Source organism: Paenibacillus sp. 1SOY10 (genome assembly GCF_056836745.1).
This window is the reverse complement of the sequence record NZ_JBXENK010000005.1, coordinates 158,744-175,722: the sequence shown is the minus strand read 5'-3', so window position 1 is coordinate 175,722 and position 16,979 is coordinate 158,744. Positions and strand designations below refer to the sequence as shown.

At 51.3% G+C, this 16,979-nt stretch carries 13 protein-coding genes; 7 read left to right on the top strand and 6 right to left on the bottom strand.

The window, feature by feature from the left end; translation table 11 throughout:
* Position 1: 1 nt before the first annotated feature.
* From AC1VOR_RS14745 to AC1VOR_RS14720, 6 genes are all read right to left on the bottom strand, one after another.
* Positions 2 to 1,270 (bottom strand): carbohydrate ABC transporter permease, encoded by a 1,269-nt coding sequence (locus AC1VOR_RS14745; protein WP_482618717.1) that lies wholly within the window; start codon positions 1,268 to 1,270, stop codon positions 2 to 4.
* Positions 1,267 to 2,559: a sugar ABC transporter substrate-binding protein gene (locus tag AC1VOR_RS14740; protein WP_482618715.1), complete on the bottom strand. Its 1,293-nt coding sequence runs from the start codon at positions 2,557 to 2,559 to the stop codon at positions 1,267 to 1,269. Before AC1VOR_RS14740 ends, AC1VOR_RS14745 begins: the two co-directional genes overlap by 4 nt.
* A 213-nt stretch (positions 2,560 to 2,772) precedes the next feature.
* The gene (locus AC1VOR_RS14735) at positions 2,773 to 4,413 is read right to left on the bottom strand and encodes a glycoside hydrolase family 53 protein (RefSeq protein WP_482618713.1); all 1,641 of its coding nucleotides are present in this window, start codon (positions 4,411 to 4,413) and stop codon (positions 2,773 to 2,775) included.
* 190 nt (positions 4,414 to 4,603) lie between these two features.
* Entirely contained in the window at positions 4,604 to 5,269 is a 666-nt protein-coding gene (locus AC1VOR_RS14730) for a ribulose-phosphate 3-epimerase (RefSeq protein WP_482618711.1), read from the bottom strand.
* Positions 5,266 to 6,222: a ribokinase gene (locus tag AC1VOR_RS14725; RefSeq protein ID WP_482618709.1), complete on the bottom strand. Its 957-nt coding sequence runs from the start codon at positions 6,220 to 6,222 to the stop codon at positions 5,266 to 5,268. Before AC1VOR_RS14725 ends, AC1VOR_RS14730 begins: the two co-directional genes overlap by 4 nt.
* Positions 6,222 to 7,385 (bottom strand): hypothetical protein, encoded by a 1,164-nt coding sequence (locus AC1VOR_RS14720; protein WP_482618707.1) that lies wholly within the window; start codon positions 7,383 to 7,385, stop codon positions 6,222 to 6,224. The genes AC1VOR_RS14725 and AC1VOR_RS14720 overlap by 1 nt, the downstream gene beginning before the upstream one ends.
* Before the next feature lie 288 nt (positions 7,386 to 7,673).
* On the opposite strand from AC1VOR_RS14720, the gene AC1VOR_RS14715 reads away from it, so the two are divergent.
* The 7 genes from AC1VOR_RS14715 to AC1VOR_RS14685 all read left to right on the top strand — a co-directional run bounded on the left by AC1VOR_RS14715 (position 7,674) and on the right by AC1VOR_RS14685 (position 16,903).
* Positions 7,674 to 8,876 (top strand): ROK family protein, encoded by a 1,203-nt coding sequence (locus AC1VOR_RS14715; RefSeq protein ID WP_482618705.1) that lies wholly within the window; start codon positions 7,674 to 7,676, stop codon positions 8,874 to 8,876.
* Between the two features lie 51 nt (positions 8,877 to 8,927).
* The gene (locus tag AC1VOR_RS14710; RefSeq protein WP_482618703.1) at positions 8,928 to 10,697 is read left to right on the top strand and encodes an L-fucose isomerase; all 1,770 of its coding nucleotides are present in this window, start codon (positions 8,928 to 8,930) and stop codon (positions 10,695 to 10,697) included.
* A 102-nt stretch (positions 10,698 to 10,799) separates the two neighbouring features.
* Positions 10,800 to 12,098 (top strand): ABC transporter substrate-binding protein, encoded by a 1,299-nt coding sequence (locus tag AC1VOR_RS14705; protein ID WP_482618701.1) that lies wholly within the window; start codon positions 10,800 to 10,802, stop codon positions 12,096 to 12,098.
* A gap of 130 nt (positions 12,099 to 12,228) precedes the next feature.
* Positions 12,229 to 13,104, top strand: a complete 876-nt coding sequence (locus AC1VOR_RS14700; RefSeq protein ID WP_482618700.1) for a carbohydrate ABC transporter permease — start codon at positions 12,229 to 12,231, stop codon at positions 13,102 to 13,104.
* Positions 13,101 to 13,949: a carbohydrate ABC transporter permease gene (locus AC1VOR_RS14695; protein WP_482618698.1), complete on the top strand. Its 849-nt coding sequence runs from the start codon at positions 13,101 to 13,103 to the stop codon at positions 13,947 to 13,949. Before AC1VOR_RS14700 ends, AC1VOR_RS14695 begins: the two co-directional genes overlap by 4 nt.
* 113 nt (positions 13,950 to 14,062) lie before the next feature.
* Positions 14,063 to 15,340 carry a glycoside hydrolase family 125 protein gene (locus AC1VOR_RS14690; protein ID WP_482618696.1) on the top strand — a complete coding sequence of 426 codons (1,278 nt, stop codon included), beginning with the start codon at positions 14,063 to 14,065 and terminating at the stop codon, positions 15,338 to 15,340.
* Between the two features lie 153 nt (positions 15,341 to 15,493).
* Positions 15,494 to 16,903 (top strand): DUF1266 domain-containing protein, encoded by a 1,410-nt coding sequence (locus AC1VOR_RS14685; RefSeq protein WP_482618694.1) that lies wholly within the window; start codon positions 15,494 to 15,496, stop codon positions 16,901 to 16,903.
* Positions 16,904 to 16,979: the final 76 nt, after the last annotated feature.

Sequence of the window (16,979 nt, the reverse complement as noted above, 5' to 3'; positions counted from 1 at the left end):
ATTAATGATCACGCTCCTCTTTGAACGACTTGGTCCGCCTGAACTGGAAGAAGGCGAAGGCGATGACAATCACCCCGATAATGAGCGAGATCGCCGCAGCCATATTGTAGTTGTTCGTCGTAAAGGTAAGCTGATACACCCAGGAGATCAGAATATCCGTGCCACCCGCGGTCTGTCCGCGAACTGCGGGTCCTCCGCCATTAAACAAATAGATGATATTGAAATTATTAAAGTTCGCCGTATATTGGATAATCAGCAGCGGCCCGGTGGCAAAGAGCACATGCGGCAGCGTGATGTAACGGAACTTCTGCCAGCGCGTCCCCCCATCCACATCTGCGGCTTCATAAGCATCATGGGAGATGCTTTGCAGTACCCCGGTGAACAGGGCGAACAGGAACGGAAAGCCAAGCCATACCTGTATGCCAATCAGCGCGAGCTTCGTGAACAGCGGATCGGTCAGCCAGGGAATGGGGGCCATTTGGAACCAGTCCCTCAGCGTTCGGTTAATGGCTCCAAATTGATCGTTGAACAACGCAGAGAAGATCATGATGGTCACGAAATTAGGAATCGCCCACGGCAGAATCAGGATCGTACGAATGATCCGCTTGAAGCGGACGCGTTTGTCATTTACCAGTACGGCCAGTACTAATCCCAGACCGATTTGCAGCGTGGTCGACACCACCGTCCAGACCAGTGTCCAGGACAGCACCTTCATGAAGGACTGGTTCCAGATCGGTACGGTAACCAGACTGACAAAGTTGTCGAAGCCTACCCAATCCACCAATTGACGTGGCGGCGAATGATACAGGTCATAGTTGGTGAAGGCCAGCGATACGGCAAAGAGCAGCGGGAATACCACCACGAACAGCAGTAAAATAAACCCTGGCACGGACAACACGTACGGCATGCTGGTCATGTATGCCTGCTTCATCCGCTCCCGCAGCTTCGGCCGCTCCCAGCCGCTGGCAAGCTGCTCCGCTTCCTTCTTGGCATCCCGCACATTCAGGACATAGATCATACCGGCGATGGCCAGCATAATCAGGGATAACAGTCCATACACCAGCAGGAAAATCGAATGATCCAGCTTGGGAATCGTCCCCAGCGTGGCAATTCCCCACAAGCCCAGCCCGATAAAATCGGCAAAGGTGATGATAAATGCCAGCTCCAACATGATCAAGATGATTCCTTTGATATAACTGCGGTTATATAGCTGCCCCAAGCCTGCGAATAGCAGGGACAGCCCTACGGCAATCCAGGGGCGGTGCTTCATCGTCCGGATGCCTTAATCTGAGACGCGATCTGCTCGGTCGTCTCATCCAGTACAGACTTGGGGTCCTCTCCCTGTACAATAAAATCCACCGCATCATCCATCGCCCAAACGGTACTCATTTCCGGAATATTCGGCATGGGCACGCCGCTGTCGAGCTGCTGCACGAACCCGTCATACAGCGGATCGACAATGCTTTGCTGCGCATCCGGCCGAGCGGGAATTTCTCCCGTCTGCTCATAATAGACCCCGGAGCTTGCCGCATTGGTCAGATGTAGCGCAAGCCGCTTGGCCCATTCGGGATGCTTGGAGTAAGACGAGATGAACCAGGACTTCACCCCAACAAACGATGGTGCAGGCTTACCATTAACCGTTGGCAATGGAGCAGTTCCAAGATCATCGCCCAATTTCTCGGCGTAAGGCTTCATAGCCCATAGCCCATTCACGGTCATCGCTGCTTTCCCTTCCAGAAATAAGGTGTCCATCACGTCCGTGGTCATCGTAGCGGGAATTCCCGTCTCTTTCACAAAGCTGGCATACGCGCTCATCCCCTGAACGGCTCCCTCATTATTCAGCCCAAGGTCAGAAGCATCGTATTTGCCGTCCTGCTGCCCGAAGATATACCCGCCGTAGTTCATGATAAAAGGAATGGCATAATAGAAATCCGGCACCATCAGGAAGGCATAACGGTCTTGGCCTGCATCCGTCAGCGAGGCGTAGGTTCCCGCGATATCCTCCATCTTCACCGGCACTTGGTCGACCAGTGCTTTATTGTAATAGAGGGCATAGGTCTCGATGGAAATCGGGAAGCCATAGGTCTGTCCTTCATACTGCACGGCATCTAACGCTGCGACGCTGTATTCGGCGCGCTCCTGCTGGGATAGCTCTACGGGCTCAGCCAATCCTTGGACAGCCAGATCACCCAAGCGGTCCTGCGGCTGATAGAACAGGTCGGGTCCATTGCCCGCAGGAGCGGCCAAGGATAACTTCTGCACCTGCTCCGAGCCACTGACAGGCACGACCTCTACCTGGACTCCCGTATCAGCGGTGAATTCCCCGGCTAGCTGCTCGACTACTTTCAAATGCTTCGCGTCATCATTAGACCAGATCACTAATTTGTCAGGTTGTTGTTGCCCGGTACCGTCCGAGTTCATGGAAGCTCCGTTATTACTGCTAGTACTGTCGTTGCCCCCTTCCCCAGTACTCCCCAGTTGCCCTGATCGGTCAGGTGCACAAGCTGTCACTCCAAAGAGCAGTATGCAGAGACAAGCCAATATCCATGTCTGTTTCATTCAAGTCCCCCCTTGTTAGTTGGCCATTCTAAAATACATCAGCCCTTACTCTCAATATAAAACGCTTTCATCAAGCTTGAAATATAAAAAATCTTTAGCAGGCGTATAATAATTCTCCTGTGCAGGCCAAAGAAGCAGCCCCGCCAGCCCCATCACTGCTCGCCAGAGCTGGTCATAGGGTTGACGTGAGCTGCTCACCTAACCTTCATAAGCTCAATTCTTATATAGCTTCACATGATCCAGGTTCATCCAGTTCTCCTCCTGAGCATCGGAGTAGACCCCAATTTCAATCTCGCCGTTGGTTACCGTGATGTTCTCAATCTTCACCTTCACCCATTTCTCAGGACTTGTTGGCAGATCAACAGAGAGCTCGGCGCCGCCGAAGTTTTTCGCATATAGTTGCAAAGTGTTCTGGCCCCCGCTATTAAGGACCCAGGCCGATAAGGTATACGTACCTGGGCTCAGCCCGGTAATATGCTGGTACGTGGACGCTTCATATGCGACATCGCTCCAGTGCGTCAGCTTATAGCTGCCGGTAATGCCATTCTCTTCTACCTTGATGGCATCATATGACGCATCATCCGCAGCCCAGCGGTTCCACGAGGTAGGGGTCTGCGTCCAGCCATCCGCTTCAAAGCTTGGGTTGGATACCAGGTTCACCAGTGAACCTTCCGTAAAGACCGACACGGTAGATAGTACATTCCCGTCAAAATCAAACAGCGTCTGGTTATCCCATGGGTTGGACAATAGGCCGGTATCGTTATTGTACAGCTTGCCTGCCTCACTGCCCCAATGTGCCCCTTCCACCGGCAACCAGGTTGGCTCCCACCAGAAGATTCCGCGGCCGTGATTGTTCGGCACATCCTGCATGATCTCTTTCAAATCCCGCAAGTAAGCTGTCTGTCCCGCCAATGATGCCGGATAACCCCCGATGCTTTCCTCTGCGGTATAGAAGGAGTTCCCCAGGCCATCGCCATCATCCAAAGTAAATCCGTAAGAGGTCTCCACAATCATGACGTCCTTATTATAACGACTGCTGATGGCATTAAGGTTATAAGCAAGCTCACCCATCGTCCCATGCCAGAAGGGATAGTAGGTTAAGCCAATAATATCGTAATCCACACCCTCTGCCTCGATTTTGTCAAACCACCAGGTATACAGATTATTGTCTCCACCATGGTCCAGATGCAGGGCAATTTCTACATCCTCGCCCGGCCCCAGGGCGGCATGAATTCCGTTAATCGCAGAGGTCAACAGTTCACCAAGCTGGGTAAAATCATCAATTCCTCCGCCCACCTTGCCCTCATCCCAAAGGATACCACTGCTCGCCTCGTTCCCCACCTGCACGATATCAGGGAGAGCTCCGGCCGCCTTCATTTCGGTAATTACGCTGCTGGTGTAGTTGTGTACTGTCGTGAGCAATTGACTATGGCTCAAGCCTTGCCAGGCCTTGGGTTTACTTTGCTTGCCCGGGTCGGCCCAGAAGTCGCTGAAGTGAAAGTTAAGCAACACATCCATGCCCTGTGCCTTGGCCCGCTGAGCAAGCGATATTGTGGTCGCCAGATCATTGGTCCCGCCACCATACGGATTACCCGCAGCATCATAAGGGTCTACCCACAAGCGCAAACGAACCGCATTCATGCCATGATCACCCAGAATCTCTAAGGCATCCTTCTTCACAGCCTGGTCATAGAACTCGCCGCCTCGCTCTTCAACCTCATGGAGCATGGAAACATCCCCGCCCATGAGGAAGCTCCCCGCTGCATCCGCCTCGGGTACGTAGCCTAACCCAGGTGCGACCAAAGCAACCGCACAGACACAGGCAAGCATTTTACCCTTCCACCATTTGCTCATAACTATCATCTCCTCAACTAAAATGATATAGTAAGCACGCTTAAATTATAAAGCGCTTACATTTTGTTGGATATATAATAATCCTTTGAATTTGATATAAAAATAGTCCCTGTCCGCACCAATAAAAAGGCGACACTCATCCTCGCAGGAGAATAGGTGCCGCCTTATTTCTAAATAGCCTATTTTGTTGTCACTGCACCGGAACATCCAGCTTGTCGCGGAAGGTCTGAATTTGCGCCTCATTAATCTGCTGCTGGCTATAGGCTACCGAGGTGCCCAGCACGAAGACGTTGGCTCCGTACTCGCGGCAGAGCTGGGCACTATCCAGACCGATGTTACCATCGACCATAATGTCCTTGTCCGGGCCAATCAGTTCGCGAATCTCCTTGATCTTCAGCGCGGTATGCTCCAGGAACTTCTGTCCGGCAAAGCCTGGCTCAACCGTCATAACCAGGACGTAATCAACGTACTGATGCAGATGCTGCAAGAAGTCAATGGAACCGTGTGGATTAGTGGCAATCCCGGCCTGCTTGCCACTTTCGCGGATTTGGCGCAGATAACGAATCGGCGTATGAGTCGCCTCGATATGGAAGCAGACATGCGTGCATCCCGTATCCAGCACCAGCGGAATGGCCATATCCAGATTGCTGACCATCAGGTGAGCATCCACCGGAACGGACGAATTCTCGGCCAGCATCCGCAATTGGTCGAAGCCCAGCGTGATATTATGCACGAAATTGCCATCCATAATATCGGCATGAATGAAGTTTGCGCGAATATGCGCCGCATCCTCCAGTGCTCCCTTCAGATTAAGCTGATCGGCGCACATAATCGATAACGAGAGTTTGTTTGTCATTTGATGTACCCTTCTTCCTGCGCTTTGGCGAACATTGCATCCGCCTCTGCTCCTGTTGGCAGCGAAGTGGCCGCGCCCGAGCGGGTCACCGCAATAGCCGCTGCCACGTTCGCATAATAAATGGCCTGATCCAGCGGCATCTTCCGGGCCATGCCTAGCGTCAGTGCCCCCATGAAGCAATCTCCTGCTGCCGTGGTATCCACCACTTGCCCCGCCTCGCGGTAGGCAGGGAAGTTCCGAAGGTCCTGACCGTCATACAGCATCGCGCCATGCTCTCCGCGCTTAAGCAGCACCCGCTTGCTGCCCGTAGCCTCATACAAGTAACGGCAAGCCTCGCCCGCCGCTTCCTCCGTATCTACAGCAAAGCCGGTCCACTGTGCCGCCTCCGTCTCATTCGGGCTAAATATATCTACATCCCGAAATTCACCAAGCTCAATTTCTCGCACCGGTCCTGCATCCACAATGATGACCTTGTCCTGCTTGCGACCGTGATATAGCAGTTGCTCGATGAGGGAAAGGCTGCATTCCAGTTCCAGGGATAGAAATGAGAAGGACGACAGTTGATCCACGATCTCGTTAATATCCGCCTTGGTAAAAGCATTGTTCGCGCCCAAATAAGATAAAATCGTATTTTTGCCGGTAGGCTCAACCATGATATAGGCAGTTCCCGTACCGACATGCTCGTCCCGCTTCACCAGCCGGGTTCCGATCCCTTCAGACTGTAGCGCACTTAATACAAGATCGCCGCTGCTATCTTGCCCCAGCTTGCAGCAGAACTGTACATCCAGTCCTAGCCGCCCCAAGGCAATGGCCCGGTTGGAGCCTTTGCCGCCAAGTCCGGTACGCTGCCCGGCTACCACCAGCGATTCGCCCTGATGCGGGGTACGCGGTACCTGAAGCATGATATCGATGTTGGCACTTCCAGCCACCAGCACTTGATGCCGGGCTGACATTAGAGCTGCTCCAGCTCATCCACCGCCTGGATGAAGGATTGCGCTTGCTCCTGCACCAACCGTTGATAGGCACCGTGTACATTGGTCGCGCTGACGACGAAGCTATCCAGCTTGCTATATCCTTCATTCAAACATTCGAAGATGCCGTCATTGACGAAGCTGTCCGCTACATCCTTCAAGGCCTGGGCTGCAAGCTTGCCATCCTTCTGAGCCAGACACCAGATTACCCAGCCGCTGGCCGTCGCCCAATAAGCGCCATTCTGATATTCCTCATGTGGGACATCGATGAGCAGACGCTCCCAGTATTCCCCTTGCAGCAGATGACGAATTTGGCCCTTATAGACGTATTTGTCATAGTTGTCATGCAGGAAGGTCAGGAGATCTTCACGGATGTCATCCGCCGGGAAGCCAATGTATAGCAGATAAGCGATCCCCCAGATGTCCAACTGCTTGCACTCCCCGGTAGCCGCGTAGAAGCCTCTGCAGGACGGGTCATAGAGCTTGGAGATACTCCGTTCAATCGCAGTCGCTTGCTCGCTATACGACTTGGCTACAGCCGCTTGCCCGTATTTCTCGTGCAATTCCTGCAAGAAGCGGCAAGCGCGCCAGAAGAGCAGCGATTCCATGAACAGCTCACCCGTCTTACCGATGGTGTCGGTAAATCCATACGGAGAATGCGGCTTGGCCGGATCATTATAGACAAGTCCATCGCCACTAAGCGGAATCAGCGACATACCTTGGTCCAGAGCCCCGGCCCACTTGCTGAACAACTCCCGAGCTTTGCCTTCTTCCAGAGATTCAAGATAGAAGTACACCACATAAGCCAGGAACGGTGTATTATCCAGATTGGCTTCCCCTACGGGCTTCTCTACCACGCCTGCGGCATATACACCTAATCCGTCGGCATAAATACGGTCAGGCAGCCAGCCATCCTCGCGTCGCCCTCCAATAACGAAGTCAACCGCAGCCCGGATATCCTCCGGCTGGATGAACTCGGAAGCGTATTCAACCATATAAGCAAAATCGCGCACCCAGAGCGCATCATAACTAGCAATCCCGTCAGGGGTAAATAACTTCGTACCATCATGAGCCACCTTGATACAGCCTTGAATTAATTGATCGGATTTCTGCGCAAGTAATTGCGCTAGTTTGTGATTACTCATCTAGTCACCGTCCTAATGATAGCGTTTTAGGCCTTACGAGAGTCATTGTAACATAAACGAAATAGTTTTCAATAACACATTTAAAAAACACTTTAGTAAAATGTATTTACAAAACTTTTTGTTCTTGCTATACTGGCATCATCAAGCCCGATCAAACACAATGCCGCAGCAAGAAATGAACAAATGAAAGCGTACCTAAAAGCGAAAAATAATGCCTGCTCTATTAAGAAGAAGGTACATTTGCTTATAATTAAGAGGGCGTATTATTTTTGCAAAGGGTGAAAAGGATTGGGAAAGAATAATTCTAAAATTTTGAAAGAAGCTAATAAGTATCTGGTGTTGCAATGCATATCCAGCTACCAGCCAATCACCGTTGAAGATATTGTGAAGAAGACGAATTTGAGCCGGCCTACGGTTATTAACTCGGTCAAGGAATTAACCGACGACCATATCATTATCAAGGGCGGACTCGCCGAGTCCACCGGGGGCAGGGCAGCGGCATTGCTCGCTATTAATTCAGATGCATACTATGGCATCGGGGTTGACTTTGAATTCCCGCAGGTGCGGATCACGATGGCCAACTCCAATCGCGAGGTTCTGGCTTCCCACCAATATCATTATCCGCTCGATAGCTCAGTACAATACATTACCGATCGCCTATCCGATGAAATTGCCCGGTTGATTGACGAATCCGGTGTAGATCGGTTGAAGATCGAAGGTATTGGCATTGGGATGTCCGGTGTGGTTGACAAGAATAACGGCTTGTCCATCTTCATTGAACGGATTAATGATTGGCATAACGTGGACATCAAGTCCATTCTGGAAGATCGCCTGGATCTGCCGGTGTATGTGCGCAACGATGTTCATTTGATGGGACTGGTAGAACAGCGCTTCTATCTATCCGCCGAGAATCAGGACTTCATCTATATCGGGCTACGCTCCGGCGTAGGTAGTGCAATCTTCATGAAGAACGGGATCTATGGCGGGGAGAATGGTAATGCAGGCTTTATCGGTCAAATGATTCTCGATGTCAGCGGACCGGAAGGGCTTGGCGGTCCCAAGGGCAGCTTGAACGTATTCGCCAGCGAACTTAATCTGATTCGTCGTTACCGTGAGGGAAAAGGAAGCGAAAGTGCCGCTTCGGCTGAACAGCTTCCCCTACGGCTGGAGAATCTGGTTCAGCTTGCACAAGAAGGAGATGAACTGGCCTCCTCCCTGCTGCAAGAAGCCGGCCATTACCTGGGACTCGCCCTGGTGAATCTGGCACGCATTTTCGAAATCCCCAACTTTGTGATTGGCGGTTGTCCTAACCTGGACGATTCGATCTTGCTTAAGTCCTTACAAGACACGGCCAGTGAATTATTGAAGGAACACTTTAATCGGCTAAGCATCGTGCCTGGTCAATTACTGGAACATGAGTATGCGTTAGGCGGCTGTTACTTAGTGTTTGATCATATCTTCCATAAACCTAGATTGAAGCTCCAAATATAACATTGCGTTATATTTGGATGCTGACCTAACGACAGCAAGGAGACATCAGTGATGGATAACAGAATTCGGATCGGTATCAGACCGGTCGTTGACGCCCGGATCGGCAACGTCAGAGAAGTGCTTGAACCGCAAACAATCTCAATGGCTCAAGCGGTGGCTCGGCTGCTGAGCGAGCAGCTTCACTACAGCGACGGTTCCCCCGTAGAGTGCGTGATTGCCTCTACCTGCATCAGTAGCATCAAGGAGGCCCGCCAAGCGGACGAGCAGTTCCGGCTTGAAAATGTAGGCGCTACCATCTCGGTAACCCCCGCTTGGGCCTACGGCAGTGAAACCATCGATATGGACCCGCATCGGCCAAAGGCGATCTGGGGATTCAACGGTTCGGAGCGTTCCGGGGCAGTGTATCTGGCCGCAGCGCTCGCCGCTCATAACCAGAAGGGCCTGCCTGCCTTCGGCATTTACGGCCGTGATGTGCAAGACAAGGATGACGACAGCATTCCCCAAGATGTACAAGCCAAGCTGTTGCAATTCGCTCGCTCGGCCATGGCTGTTGCGCAAATGCGCGGCAAATCTTATCTGGCTATCGGTTCCGTCAGCATGGGGATTGCCGGCTCTATCGTCAATGAACCCTTCTTCCAGCAGTATCTGGGTATGCGGAATGAATATGTAGATATGAGCGAGATCAACCGCCGGATTCAATTGGGGATTTTCGACCAAGAGGAATTCGAGCGTGCACTGGCCTGGACACGCCAGCATTGTCTGGAAGGTACCGATTACAACGAAGAAGCAACTCAATTCTCCCCCGAACGCAAGGATGAGGTATGGGCGTTCGTCGTGAAAATGACCTTGATTATGCGGGATCTCATGGCTGGCAATCCAAAGCTGGCGGAAGCGGGTTTTACAGAAGAAGCACTGGGACATGAAGCCCTGGCCGCAGGGTTCCAAGGGCAACGTCACTGGAACGACTATCTGCCGAACGGTGACTTCTCCGAAGCCATTCTGAACAGCTCGTTCGACTGGAACGGCCGCCGTGCTCCTTATGTGATGGCTACTGAGAATGACAGCCTGAATGGTGCTTCCATGCTACTGGGGAATTTATTGACCCATACTGCACAGGCCTTCGTGGATGTCCGGACCTATTGGAGCCCGGAAGCTGTGAAGCGGGTCGCCGGATATGATCTTGAAGGGTTAGCTGCAGGCGGCGTCATTCATCTGAAGAACTCTGGCTCGGTGGCGCTGGACAGCTCTGGCGAACAACAAATCGATGGCCAGCCGGCCATGAAACCACATTGGGACATCACCGAAGAGGAAGTTGACCGCAGCTTGCAAGCCACTACCTGGCATGCTGCTCATCAAGGCTACTTCCGTGGCGGTGGATTCTCCAGTCGCGTGCTGACCAAGGGTGGCATGCCGATCACCTTCTATCGGATTAACCTGGTTGCCGGATTAGGTCCGGTGCTGCAAATTGCCGAAGGTCATACTGTGGACCTGCCGAAGCATGTACACGATCTGCTGGATGAACGTACCGACCCATCCTGGCCTACTGCCTGGTTCGTCCCTAATCTCACCGGAAGCGGGGCTTTCCGCGATGTCTACGCTGTTATGGATAACTGGGGCGCGAATCATGGTGTATTCACCTACGGGCATATCGGCAGCGACCTGATTACCCTTGCCGCTATGTTACGGATTCCGGTCAACATGCACAATGTGCCGGAAGAGCGGTTGTTCAGACCAAGCTACTGGAAAGCCTTTGGCTTGGAAAATAGCTCGGTGGGCATGGACTATCGCGCCTGCTCACAATTAGGGCCACTCTACAGCTAAAAAAGTTGATAATCACGGTGTATTTTGCGGGCCAGCGTATCGGCCGAGCGTAGCCCGCAACTCACATATATGCTTTGCTCACAAAAAGGGAGGAATCGCATCATGAAGAAATGGTTATCTGCACTCGTTGTAGTTATGCTGACCGTCACAGTGTTAACTGCATGTGGAGGCAACAGCAACAACGCTGCCGAACCCGGCAATAATCAGGGCACACCCAGCAATGAGAACGTCAAGCTTGAATTTCTGTCTTTGAAGCAAGAACAAGCAAGCCAAGCAGCATTTGCAGAGATTATTAAACGATTTGAAAGCGCAAACACCAATATCAAAGTCGAGATTCAAACGATGAACGCCGACCAATTGAAGACGACGTTGCGTGCCAGAGCCGCTTCCGACGAAATGCCGGACCTCGTAACCTGGATGAAAGAAATCGATACGGACTATTTGCTGGACTTGAAGGGCGAGAGCTACCTTAGCAATCTTAACGCCGAGAGTATTCAAGCAGCCAACGCCATTTATAATGACCAAGTTTATGCCATGCCGATCGATAATGGATATATCGGTTTCTACTACAACAAGACCGTACTTGCTGACAACAACCTGGAAGTACCAACTACCTTGACTGAAATGAAGCAAGTCGTTGAAGCTCTGAAGGCCAAGGGGATTCCTGCCTTCGCTACAGGCTCCAAAGACTTGTCCGTCGCCTATATGCCACTGATTGCCTTGTTCTCCGAAACAGTCTTCGGGCGCAACCCGAACTGGTCGGCAGAACGCGACGCCGGAAGCATAAGCATCGCTACCGACGAAAGCTGGAAGCTGGCATTTGACCTGCATAAAGATTATGTATACGGATACAGTGATGTTAATGGCTCCTTCAACATCGGCTACGATGATGCCAACGCCATGCTCGCTCAAGGAAAAGCCGCATTCTATGGCAATGGTTCATGGGCGCTGGAGCCTATCCGTCAAGTGGGACCTGATGCCGATATCGGCCTGATGGCCTTCCCGATTTCGGATAACCCTGACGAATCCAAGTTGCTGGTATTCCCGGACACTTCCTTGTCCATCATGAAGAATAGCAAGAACGTGGATGCCGCCAAGAAATTCCTGGAGTTCGTAGCTTCGCAAGAAGCAGGCCAAATCTGGTCTGAGAATGTTAAAGTGTCCTCGACCGTCAATGGCGTCAATGTGGATTATGATCCGATTGCTGCAGATATCAACCAATACATCTCCAGCGGTCAGTTCACTCCATATGGCGACCGTGTACTGCGTTCCGTATTTACAGACAAGCTGTGGGAGGATTTCTCCAAGTATATGCTGGACAGAACGGACTGGGATACGTTAGCCAAAGATCTGGATGCTGCATGGGACAGAGCCAAGGAAGTTGAAGCTTCCGGACAATAAGATTTACGACAACACCATGTTTGCGCGGATGTTATTCGGGGGACGGATGAGCTTCATGCTCTCCCTCCCCCGAGGCATTCAGCTTTAAGCCACGCATAAATGACTCCCAGTGGCAAAAGGAATGATACTCATGAAGCTAAAAGGCCCAAATATGTTTTACTTTCTCATATTGCTGCCCGCCTTATTGCTGTTTACTATCTTTTTCATCATCCCCGTAGTACAAAGTCTGGCCTTGTCCTTCACGGACGCTTATGGCATGAGACCCAACTACAAGTTCATCGGCTTGGACAACTATATCACTGCGTTCAAGGATAGAAGCTTCATCGATACGATTAGTGCAACGCTGAAATTCACCATCACTGCCGTTATTCTCGGCAATGTGGTATCCCTCATTCTGGCCTTGTTGCTGGATACGAAGATTCGTGCCAGAAGCTTCCTGCGTTCTATCTTCTTCATCCCGAACGTGATGAGCTTGCTGGTGGTAGGTTATGTATGGTCGTTTGTGTATAGCGATGCCTTGCCGGACCTGTTCGCCGCGCTGCAATTGCCGGCTTCGTGGCAGGCTTCGATTCTGGGCAACCCCGACATTGTTATCTATGCGCTGGCCGTTACGGCAGTATGGAACGTAGCCGGTTATTACATGATCATTTATCTGGCAGCGCTGCAAGGCATATCCGAAGACCTGATGGAAGCCGCTAAAATTGACGGAGCCCGTACCTCGGACATTCTGTTCAAGATTAAGCTGCCGCTCATCTCGCCGATCATCGTGATGTGTTTGATCTTGTCAACCGCAGCTCATATCAAAATATTCGAATTGCCATTCACCATGACCTCTGGTGGTCCGGCTGGCTCTTCGATGACTATGGTGCTGAAAATATACAATACGGCATTTAGTGCCAACCAAACCGGGCTTGCAACAGCGCAATCGACCATCTTCTTCCTTCTGATTGCCGGTATTACCTTGATTCTGACCAGACTGATGAAATCCCGGGAGGAGAAAATATGATGAAAACTGCCGGTGAGAGCAAGAGACAAGGATGGCGTAAAGTTGGACTGTACGCGCTGGTATGGTTACTGGCGATTCTCTTCTTCGCGCCTATCGTCATCGTGGTCCTGAATTCGTTCAAGACCAAGCCGGAGATCATGGTGTCGACCATCGGACTACCGGGCAAACTCAATTTCGACAACTATATCACGATCTTTACGAACAATGATTTCTTATCTTCTCTATGGTTCAGCCTTGTCGTGGTGGCCGCTACCACCACACTTACCGTTGTAGTCTCATCGCTTGCAGGGTATGCGTTAGCTCGTTGGAAGAGTAAGTTCTCTAGCGGTATCATGCTCGTCTTCATGACCACCTTGTTCGTACCCTTCCAGGTCTATATGGTGGCCTTGATCGTCATTGCCCGCCAGCTCTCGCTCACGGGTTCTCCTGTGGGGCTAGTTCTGATCTACATTGCCCTCGGTATGCCTGTACCGATCTTCTTATACCGGAGCTACGCTGCCACGATGTCCAAGGAGATTGAGGAAGCTGCCGCCATCGACGGATGCAGCCGCATTCAGATGTTCTTCCGGGTGGTCTTCCCGCTGATGAAGCCGATTACCGCTACCGTAGCTGTATTGAATGCACTATGGGCCTGGGGTGAATTTCTGGTCGCATTCCTTGTCTATGGCAACCACAAGCCGATGACCATTCCGCTGTCCCAGCAATACTTCTATGGCAGCTATAATCAGCAATGGAACTTGATTATGGCCGGGTTTGTGATCTCTACCATCCCGATCATCATTTTCTACATTCTGATGCAGAAGCATATTGTCAAAGGTATCGCCGCTGGCGCGGTCAAGGGGTAAATATATAAGTTGAATTAAACGATAGGCATATCAAGCAAGAGAGGAAATGATTTCCTAAATCATTTGTTCAACTTATATAGCACATAGAGTAAAGACAAAAGGAGAGAACACCGATGTTCAACGCTATTACGCGTCAGGTGGAGAAAACCGTTGCCGAGTTGCAGCAGATCAAGCCTGAACTGGCCGAGTTATTCAAAAACGGCTACAGCAATACCCTGGATACAACCGTAGAACGTATGGAGGATGGAACGACCTTCGTCATTACCGGCGATATCCCGGCCATGTGGCTGCGGGATTCGTCGGCACAGGTAAGACCTTACATCCGCTTGGCCCACGAGGACCAGGAGCTGGCGGAGATGATTCGCGGCTTGATCTGGCGGCAGGCCCGTTGCCTGCTGCTGGACCCTTACGCCAACGCCTTCAATCGGGAAGGCAACGGACATGGACACCAGCAGGACCGTACCGAGATGGGCCCGTGGATCTGGGAACGCAAATTCGAACTAGACTCGCTCTGTTATCCCGTGCAACTGTTGCAGGATTACTTTGAAGCTACTGGCGATACCAGCGTATTCACCGAGGAAGTTCATGCGATGCTGAACGTCATCGTACGGACGATGCAGACCGAGCAATATCACGATGAACGCTCTCCTTACAGCTTTGAGCGCGATGATATTACCTTGCCATCGGATACACTGCCTATGGCAGGCCGGGGAACAAGAACGAATGTGACAGGCATGGTATGGTCGGGATTCCGTCCCAGCGACGATGCCTGCAAATTCGGCTACTTGATTCCTGCCAATATGTTCGCGGTGGTGATTCTGCGTCATTTGGCCACCTTCGCCGAGACGTACTATGCTGATGCCAAGTTGGCTGAACGCGCCCGTAAATTGGAAGCAGAAATCAGTTTCGGCATTGAAACCTACGGACTGGTGGAACACCCGCGCCACGGCACAATTTATGCCTATGAAACCGACGGCTACGGCAATTATAATTTGATGGATGATGCTAACGTGCCAAGCCTGCTGTCCATGCCTTATCTTGGGTATTGCAGCTACGACGACCCTAAATACCTGCGCACGCGTCAATTTGTACTTAGCGAAGACAACCCTTATTACTACAAGGGACGTCATGCCGCAGGGGTAGGCAGCCCGCATACGCCGGAGGGTTACGTCTGGCATATTGGACTCATTATGCAAGGCCTGACCTCAACCAACAAGCAGGAGCAGCTTGACTTGCTGGACCAACTGCTGGCGACTACTGCCGGAACCGGCCTGATGCACGAGAGCTTCCATCCGGATCATCCCGAGCAGTTCACTCGCGAGTGGTTCGGCTGGGCCAACAGCCTGGCGGGGCAATTCATTTTGCAATGGCTGGAAGGATCGAATCGGTAGAATTAAGAAACATCCAAAGAAAGCCATGATACCAGGGCATTAGCCCCTGGCGGTCATGGCTTTCTTCAATGATTGTTGGCTTGGAGGGGTGTTAAAACGGATGGCATATACCGATATAGACAAGACACTATTATTTATGGAAAGGATCGAATTATGCAAAATCAATATGTCATTCTCACTGCCATGTACCGCTATGCGCCCAGCTTCTTCAGCGATCATCCCTCACCGGAGAAGCTCAGCACCAAGCTGCTCTCGTTCAATCCTCATACCATTCCCGGGGCAAAAGCGCTGACCAAAAAGGCACTTGAAAGCAACTATGGAATAACCAACCGCAGCCAGCTTGAAGCGACCATTAACGAGTTGATGCTCTGCAATGTATGGGAAGGTCCCATTTGTGCTATTCTGATTGACCTGTTCCTGGAAAGTCCCGAGAGATTCAGTCAACTCCGTCCGCAGGATGTTGAGCAAGCCTTAAATGAACAAGCCAAATTAAATACATATATCTCTCGCTTCTCCTCAGCGAATCCAATGCTGAACGATTCTGAACATAAGCAGGACTATACGAAAGAGTTGGTGGCGAACGTAGCCGCTTATTTTGCCGATGATTCCAAATCCATGTTGGAAACCTTGGAGGCTTTATTTCGTCATAATCACTCCTGGCTACACCATACCGACGGCACGTCTTGGGCTGGCTTTAACTACTCCCGGGCCATTTCGATCATCGCTGACGCTGCCATCTGCGGCTATTTGACCGAGGAAGAAGCTGTTCAATGGTGCGACAAGTATGGTTCTATGGCTGAGCATCTGTTCCGCAACTGGCAAACGTTCCTGTTCAGTGCCATCTTGGGCAAGCAGCTCATGACGCCTGCCGAGGACCGCTTCATCCTGGGCGCCAATGATTATATTGAAGGATGCTACAAGTTGGCTGTAAGCCCATTGAAGCCGCTTGAGATTTCGGGAATTTGGCCGGGCAGCAACCTGAATGCGCTCATTCAGACTTATGAAGGGGAATACTCGGATGATCCCGGAGTGAACGTGAAGAACTCCGGTCCTATCGACTTGTACGAACACACCGTTCTCCCGATTTTCCGTAAATACAAGGTCGACTATTTCCTCCTGGAGAAGAAGGGAAATGCCGTGTTTTATTACACACCCACGGAATCCGTCAAGGGCGGCGACACCTCTTACTTTGACATGTATCTGGAAGATTTCGAAGGAGAGCTGGAGCCTGGAGAAATTCCGTTCCTTACTACCGAGAAATGCTTGTTCACGAATAAGTACATCCGCATTCATGTCAAAAAGTTATTCCGCAAGAAGCAGAAGCTGGCCATACCGTGGAATGGACCTGTAGATTTGAGATGGGAACCCACAGGGCTTCAGGATATCCGGCTTAGCGTGAATGGACAGGCCGCCCTGGACATACGCCCTAACCTGGACCGGATGGGAATGACGACCTCTCAAACACTGGGACTGAGCAAGAAAGAGACGCAAGAGCTTTATGCTCCCGATCTGGAGAACCTGAACCAAGCTATTCGCGAGTTAAAGCAGATTTTCTCCGCATAATTACCTATAGTCTATAAATGCTTGCTGGCTAATAACCTAATCAGGCAGTAATAAGCCCGGGATCTCCGTATAATCG